This window comes from Streptomyces sp. NPDC054932 (assembly GCF_053610205.1).
Genome location: NZ_JBSGXU010000005.1, coordinates 102,329 through 109,114, shown reverse-complemented (window position 1 = coordinate 109,114; position 6,786 = coordinate 102,329). Strand labels below are relative to the sequence as shown.

Here is a 6,786-nt window from a genome sequence, read left to right as displayed (position 1 = left end):
CTCCACATGGATCGATCAGCGTAGGATTCAACAGCCATGACCAAAGATGTGTACGCCCTAGACGGGCTCGATGACGTTCCCTGGTCCACCCTTCGCCACGCGTACGCGACGGCCGACGAGGTACCGGGTTGGCTGAGAGCGCTGAACGCGCATGACTCGGCACGCAGGAGTGAGGCCCTGGAGTTGCTTTTCGACGGCCTCTTCCACCAGGGAACCCGCTCGGCCGCCTCCCTCGCCGCTGTACCGTTCCTTGCACGGTCCGTTTTCATCGTGCCCGCCGAAACGCGGGCCGGCGTGCTGCTCCTGCTGATTCGGCTCGCCGTCGGCTGGCACGACGAGTCCGAACTGCCCGGCACGATCAACACGCCCGCCTGGCGGTCCCTCGTAGCCGAACTGAACAGTCCGGAAAATCTGGCCTGGTACGACGAGCAAATTGCTGCTGCCACAGATCCCGCAACACGACTGCAACTCACAGAGATGAGGGCAGCAGCGGAACAGTACACAGATCCGCGCGATATCGCTCTCCAATGCTATGACGCCGTACGCGCCGAACTGCCTCGTATTCTCACCCTCCTCACGGCCTCCGACCCCACCACCCGCAGCCGGGCGGCGTATCTCGCGGCGTGCTATCCCGAGGAAGCCGCATCGTCCCTGCCGCGGCTCCTGGACCGACTGTCGGCGGAGAGTGAACCCACGGTTACGGCGACCATCCTCGTGGCCGTCGGACTGATCGGCGACGCCCTCGCCGTTCCCCTCGTCACTGACCACCTGACATCCAAGGAACCCGCGATTCGCTGGGCCGCCGCCACGGCCCTCGCCCGCCTGGCTACGGGTGCGGCTGCCGCAATGGACGAAGACATCGCTGCACGAGTCGTGCGCACCCTGGCGGCGGCAACGGAGACTTCCGCCCTCGCCGACATCGAATTCAACGGTGGAGACCTCGTCGGATACAGCACCCTGTCTCTGCTCTCCTTGGCCGCCTTCGACCTCGACCGAGTCCTGAAGGCAGTCGCCGCCTGCCTCCCTCTCGTCTCGGACAGGCTCAGGACGACGATGCTTCCACCAGCAGTGCGCGTCGCATTCGCGGACCCCTACTCCGACGGCTGCCCAGCCTTCGCTGCGCTTCCCGAGGGGCAGCAACGGCTCCTGGAGAGCCTGCTGGAGGTCGTGGGGCCGAGTCGTTTCAACCGGCTGCTGCAGGAGGAGCTCAACGGCTGCGGCCTACCTGACACGCGCGCCACCCTACGCGCCTACGTGGAGAGCGTGTCTTGTCGCTGACGCCAGCGAGTTCGACCACCTCCTCATGACCCTGGTCCGAAAGGATGCTCGGGCTCGGTGTGATCGCGTCCTGATCCTCCGGCTTCGCCACCGCCGACCGCCGAGGTTGTAGCGCCGACCTCAGCGTCACCGACATCGCCGAAGTGGAAGAGGCCCGGGCGGTCGTCCCACGTCCGAAAGGCGCGCACTCCACCGGACGCCGTTGGCCGTGTCCACGGCGTACGCGGTCGATGCCGTCGGCCTGGAGAACGTCGAAAGGCCCGGCGGGCGCCCGGTCTTCCTCAGCCGAGGGCCGTCAGGACGCGGTCCGGGGTGAGGGGGAGTTCGCGGATCCGGCAGCCGGTCGCGTGGTGGAAGGCGTTGCCGATGGCCGCCGCCGTGCCGACGATGCCGATCTCGCCGATTCCCTTGCCGCCCGTCGGGTTGAGGTGCTTGTCGTGCTCGTCCAGCCAGTGCACCTCGATGTCGGGCACGTCGGCGTGGGCGGGGACGTGGTAGGAGGCGAGGTCGTTCTCGGTGAAGTCCCCGAAAGCCGGGTCCATGGTGCTGTGTTCGGTGAGGGCCATGCCCAGACCCATGACCATGCCGCCGACGAACTGGGAGCGGGCGGTGAGCGGGTTGAGGATGCGGCCCGCGGCGAAGACGCCGAGGAGCCTGCGGACCCGGACCTCGCCCGTGACGGTGTCGGTCTGCACCTCCGCGAAGTGGGCGCCGAACGCGTGCCTGGCGTACGGGGACTTCTGCTTGGCGGAGGCCGTCGTATCGGCGGGTACGGACACTCCGGCCTCCGGGATCGGGCCGGGGCGGCGGGCGAGCAGGGCGACCAGGCTCGTGCAGGCGTCGTGGACCGCCCAGCCCCAGGAGGCCGTACCCGCCGAGCCGCCGGCCACCGAGCCCTGCGGCAGCGCGGAGTGCCCGATCTCCACCGTCACCCGGTCCAGGGTGACCCGCAGCGCGTCGGCGGCGATCTGTGCCAGGACGGTGCGGGCGCCGGTGCCGAGGTCGGTGGCGTTGGTCTGCACGAGGTACGTGCCGTCGGGGAGGGCGTGAGCCCGCGCCGAGGAGGGAGCGACGTACACCGGGTAGGTGGCGGCGGCGACCCCGGTGCCGATCAGCAGCGGGCCGTCCTGGCGCGGCGTGCGGTGCGCTGCCCAGTCGAACCGGGCGGCCCCCTCGCGCAGGCATTCCACCAGATGGCGGCTGCTGAACGGGTGGCCGCTGTCGGGCTCTGCGTCGGGCTCGTTGCGGATGCGCAGCTCGACCGGGTCGATACCGAGGGCGCAGGCCAGCTCGTCCATGGCCGACTCCAGGGCGTACATGCCGGGGGACTCGCCGGGCGCCCGCATCCAGGAGGGCGTGGGCACGTCGAGGGGTACGACGCGGTGGGTGGTGAGGAGGGCGGGAGCGGCGTACATGACGCGGGCGGGGACGGCCGCCTGTTCGACGAACTCCCGGACGCGGGAGGTGTGGGTGGTGACCTCGTGGGCGAGGGCGGTGAGCGTGCCGTCCGTACGGGCGCCCAGGCGCACGCGGTGCAGGGTGGGCGCGCGGTGGCCGACGACGGCCGCGAGGTGGCGCCGGGGCAGGGCGAGGGTGACGGGACGGCCGGTGTGCCGTGCGGCCATGACGGCGAGGACGACGTGCGGGCGGGGGGTGCCCTTGCAGCCGAAGGCGCCGCCGACGTGTTCGGAGACCACCGTGACGCGGTCCGCGGGCAGCCCGAAGAGGGAGGCCAGGGTGGAGCGTACGAGCCCGGACCCCTGGCTGGAGTCGTAGACGGTGAGAGTGCCGTCGTCGGCGTCCCAGTGGGCGGTGGCGGCGTGCGGCTCCATGGGGTGGTTGTGCAGCGGCGGTACGGCGTACGTGCAGTCCACCCGGACCGGCGCGGCGGCGAACGCGGCGGCCGCGTCGCCCTTCTCGCGGTGGGCCGGATAGCCGCCGTTGACCTGTTCGGGGGTGTAGGCGGCCGGGTGGCCGGCGTGCAGCACGGCGTCGTGGGGCTCGGCGTCGTAGCGGACGCGGACGGCCGCGGCCGCGGACCGGGCGGCCTCCGGTGTCTCGGCCACGGCCAGGGCCACGTACCAGCCGCGGTGGGGCACTTCGGGGTCCTGGAGCACGCGGAGGGTGGGGTCGTCGCAGGGGCCCAGCCGGGGCGCGTCGTAGGGCGTGAGGACGGAGAGGACGCCGGGCAGCGCGAGCGCGCCGGTGGTGTCGACGGCGGTGACGCGTCCGCGGGCCACGGTGGCGGGCACCGGCCAGGCGTACGCGCGGTCGGGCAGGGCGTACTCGGCCGCGTAACGGGCCCTTCCCGTGACCTTCTCCCGGCCCTCCAGCCGGGTGGCGGGGCTGCCGAGGGAGGGCGCCGGGTCGGCGGGGCTGGAGTCCATGGCGGGGTCCTCGCGATCGGGGGCGGGGCTGAGGGACGATTCAGGTGCGGGAGCTGCGGGAGCTGTGGGAGAGGTGACTTCCCGCGAGGGAGTTGAGCACGTCGCAGGCGAGGTTGCGGGCCAGGGGGACCTTGAAGGCGTTGTCGCGCAGCGGCTCCGCCGAGTCGAGCTCGGCCTCGACGGCCTCCCGTACGGCGCTCTCGGTGGGGGCGGCGCCCTGCAGCCGTTCCTCGGTGGCGGTGGCGCGCCAGGGGCGGTGGGCGAGCCCGCCGAATGCGAGCGCGACATGGCGGATGCGTCCCCCGGAGATGTCGAGCACGGCGGCGACGGAGACGAGCGCGAAGGCGTACGAGGCGCGGTCCCGGGCCTTGCGGTAGCGCGACGGGAGGCCGGCGCGGTCCGCCGGGAGCGTGACCGCCGTGACGATCTCGCCGGGCTCGATGACGGTGTCCCGTTCGGGCTGGTCGCCGGGCAGCCGGTGGAAAGCGGTCGTGGGCACCGTACGGGCGCCGTGGGGGCCCTGGAGTTCGACGGCCGCGTCGAGCGCGACGAGTGCCACGGCCATGTCGGACGGGTGGGTGGCGATGCACTGCGGGGAGTGGCCGAGGACGGCGTGGTCCCGGTGGACTCCGTCGCGGGCACCGCAGCCGGTGCCGGGCTCCCGCTTGTTGCAGGGCTTGGCCACGTCCTGGAAGTAGGGGCAGCGGGTGCGCTGGAGCAGGTTGCCGCCGGTGGTGGCGACATTGCGCAGCTGGGCCGAGGCGCCGGCCAGGAGCGCCTGGGACAGGGCGGGGTAGCGGGTGCGGACGAGGGGGTGGAGCGCGAGGTCGCTGCCCCGCACCCCGGAGCCGATCCGCAGGCCGCCGTCCGGGGTCTCTTCGACGGAGCCGAGTGGCAGGCCGGCGAGGTCGACGAGGGTGTCGGGGGCTTCGACCCCGAGCTTCATGAGGTCCACGAGGTTGGTGCCGCCGCCGAGGTAGCGGGAGCCGGGCCGCGCGCCGTGGGCGGCGATGGCCTCGGACAGGCCGGTGGCGCGCACGTACGCGAACGGCTTCACGCGACCACCCGCCCGTCACCGGGAGGCTGGGCCGGGGCGCCGGCCTGCGAGGCCGCGGCCACGTCCTGTACGGCGTCCACGATGCGGGGGTACGCGCCGCAGCGGCACAGGTTGCCGCTCATCGCTTCGGCGATCCCGGAGCGGCTGAGGTCCGCGGCCCCGGGGTCGGCGGCCGCCTCGGCGAGCAGGCCGGCGGCGGAGCAGAGCTGGCCGGGGGTGCAGTAGCCGCACTGGAAGGCGTCCCGTTCCATGAAGGCCTCCTGCAACGGGTGCAGCTCGCCCGTTCCGTCGCCGCCCAGTCCCTCCACGGTCGTCACCTGTGTGCCGTCGTGGGCGACGGCGAGCAGCAAGCAGCTGTTGGCGCGCCGGCCGCCGACCAGGACGGTGCAGGCGCCGCACTGGCCGTGGTCACAGCCCTTCTTGGCACCGGTCAGGCCGAGGTGCTCCCGCAGCAGGTCCAGGAGGGTGACCCGGTGGTCCACGTTGAGCTCGTACCGCCGGCCGTTCACATGCAGCCCGACACTGCAGCAGGTCTCCTGCATTGCATGCACCACTGTTGCCCCTTTGTTCAGGAATGGCGATGGACCTCCCCTCGGATAACCGGCCGGGGCGGATCTCACACCTCCCGTGTGGGACAAGCGGGTGCGTGGCGGTGGGCCCGGGCGGCGGAGCGATCCGGCAGTCCGGGGCGGGCCGGGCAGTCCGGGGCTGGTCGGGCGGGCCGGGCGGGCCTGGACGGAGGCTGTTCGGAAGGCCGAGCGGCCGCGCCGGGAACAGCCGGTCCGGTCGGCGCGGTTGCACCGACCGAGGGACCGGGGGCGCACGGGCGGGGAACACGGAGACCACAGGGTCGTCCGCCCCACCAGAACCCGGGCCCCAGGATCGCGGTAAGCCCGCCGCGCATTCGGACCAAGAAGTACTTCTGCAGGAGGATTGTTCCGTGAACGACCGGCCTTTGACGCTCATGGCAGTGCACGCCCACCCCGACGACGAGGCCACCGGAACCGGAGGGGTCCTCGCGCGGTACGCGGCGGAAGGCATCCGCACGGTTCTCGTGACGTGTACCGACGGCCGTTGCGGTGACGGACCGGGGGGTGTCAAGCCGGGCGATCCCGGGCACGATCCGGCGACTGTCGCCTTGATGCGCCGTCAAGAACTCGAAGCGAGCTGTGACGTCCTGAAGGTCAGCAATCTGGAGACGCTGGACTATGCCGACTCCGGGATGATGGGCTGGCCGAGCAACGACGCCCCCGGATCGTTCTGGCAGACCCCCGTGGAGGAAGGCGCCGCCCGACTCGCGGAACTCATGCTGCACTACCGACCCGATGTGGTCGTCACCTACGACGAGAACGGCTTCTACGGCCACCCTGACCACATCCAGGCCCACCGCATCACGATGGCGGCGCTGGAGATGACCGCGCTGACACCGAAGGTGTACTGGACGACGATGCCCCGCTCGGGGATGCAGCGGTTCGGGGAGATCATGCGCGAGTTCCATGAGGACATGCCGGAGCCGGACCCCGCCGAGGCCGCCGCGATGGCCGAGATCGGCCTCCCCGACGATGAGATCACCACGTGGGTGGACACCACCCCATTCAGCGGTCAGAAGTTCGATGCGCTGGCCGCGCACGCCAGCCAGGGCGAGAACATCTTCTTCCTCAAGATGGGCAAGGAGAGGTTCGGCGAGTTGATGGGCATGGAGACTTTCGTACGAGTCAAGGACACCACCGGCGCGGCCGTACCCGAGAACGATCTCTTCGCCGGACTGCGCTGATCCACCCGTCCGACCGGGCCCCAGGAACGCTCATCGGCCGAACGGCGCGATCGAGCGGGCCTGGGAGCCTCTCGGTCGCCGACGGCTCCCTGCGGGAGCGGTGAGCGGCTATCGCTCCCGTCCTCGCCGGGCACGTGGCGGCAGCCGTCGGTCGCCGCAGAGCCCTGGCGGCTACTCCCTGCTCGGACCGGTCCGGGGGAGCTCCACCGGGGCGGGCGCGGCGCTCGCCGTGTTCGCCTCCCGGCAAGTGCTGGTGCTGATCACGGCGATCGGCCTGTCCGGCCCGGTTG

At 71.8% G+C, this 6,786-nt stretch carries 5 protein-coding genes; 2 read left to right on the top strand and 3 right to left on the bottom strand.

Going from position 1 to position 6,786, the window contains the following annotated elements; translation table 11 throughout:
• Positions 1-36 precede the first annotated feature (36 nt).
• Positions 37-1,278, top strand: a complete 1,242-nt coding sequence (locus ACWGE1_RS02865) for a hypothetical protein (protein WP_453418775.1) — start codon at positions 37-39, stop codon at positions 1,276-1,278.
• Positions 1,279-1,559: 281 nt separating this feature from the next.
• Here ACWGE1_RS02865 and ACWGE1_RS02860 read toward each other — a convergent pair whose 3' ends face one another.
• From ACWGE1_RS02860 to ACWGE1_RS02850, 3 genes are read right to left on the bottom strand one after another with little or no spacing between them, the layout of a single operon-like run.
• Positions 1,560-3,665: a xanthine dehydrogenase family protein molybdopterin-binding subunit gene (locus tag ACWGE1_RS02860; protein WP_453418774.1), complete on the bottom strand. Its 2,106-nt coding sequence runs from the start codon at positions 3,663-3,665 to the stop codon at positions 1,560-1,562.
• A gap of 40 nt (positions 3,666-3,705) precedes the next feature.
• Positions 3,706-4,722 carry an FAD binding domain-containing protein gene (locus tag ACWGE1_RS02855; RefSeq protein WP_453418773.1) on the bottom strand — a complete coding sequence of 339 codons (1,017 nt, stop codon included), beginning with the start codon at positions 4,720-4,722 and terminating at the stop codon, positions 3,706-3,708.
• The gene (locus ACWGE1_RS02850; RefSeq protein ID WP_453418782.1) at positions 4,719-5,264 is read right to left on the bottom strand and encodes a (2Fe-2S)-binding protein; all 546 of its coding nucleotides are present in this window, start codon (positions 5,262-5,264) and stop codon (positions 4,719-4,721) included. Before ACWGE1_RS02850 ends, ACWGE1_RS02855 begins: the two co-directional genes overlap by 4 nt.
• Positions 5,265-5,662: 398 nt before the next feature.
• Between ACWGE1_RS02850 and ACWGE1_RS02845 the strand changes: the two genes are divergently transcribed.
• Positions 5,663-6,496 carry a PIG-L family deacetylase gene (locus tag ACWGE1_RS02845; RefSeq protein ID WP_453418772.1) on the top strand — a complete coding sequence of 278 codons (834 nt, stop codon included), beginning with the start codon at positions 5,663-5,665 and terminating at the stop codon, positions 6,494-6,496.
• Positions 6,497-6,786: the final 290 nt, after the last annotated feature.

Excerpts from the sequence above, each read along its gene's own strand:
- ACWGE1_RS02865 (WP_453418775.1), top strand. The coding sequence starts at position 37 with ATGACCAAAGATGTGTACGCCCTAGACGGGCTCGATGACGTTCCCTGG.
- ACWGE1_RS02860 (WP_453418774.1), bottom strand. The coding sequence starts at position 3,665 with ATGGACTCCAGCCCCGCCGACCCGGCGCCCTCCCTCGGCAGCCCCGCC.
- ACWGE1_RS02850 (WP_453418782.1), bottom strand. The coding sequence starts at position 5,264 with ATGCAGGAGACCTGCTGCAGTGTCGGGCTGCATGTGAACGGCCGGCGG.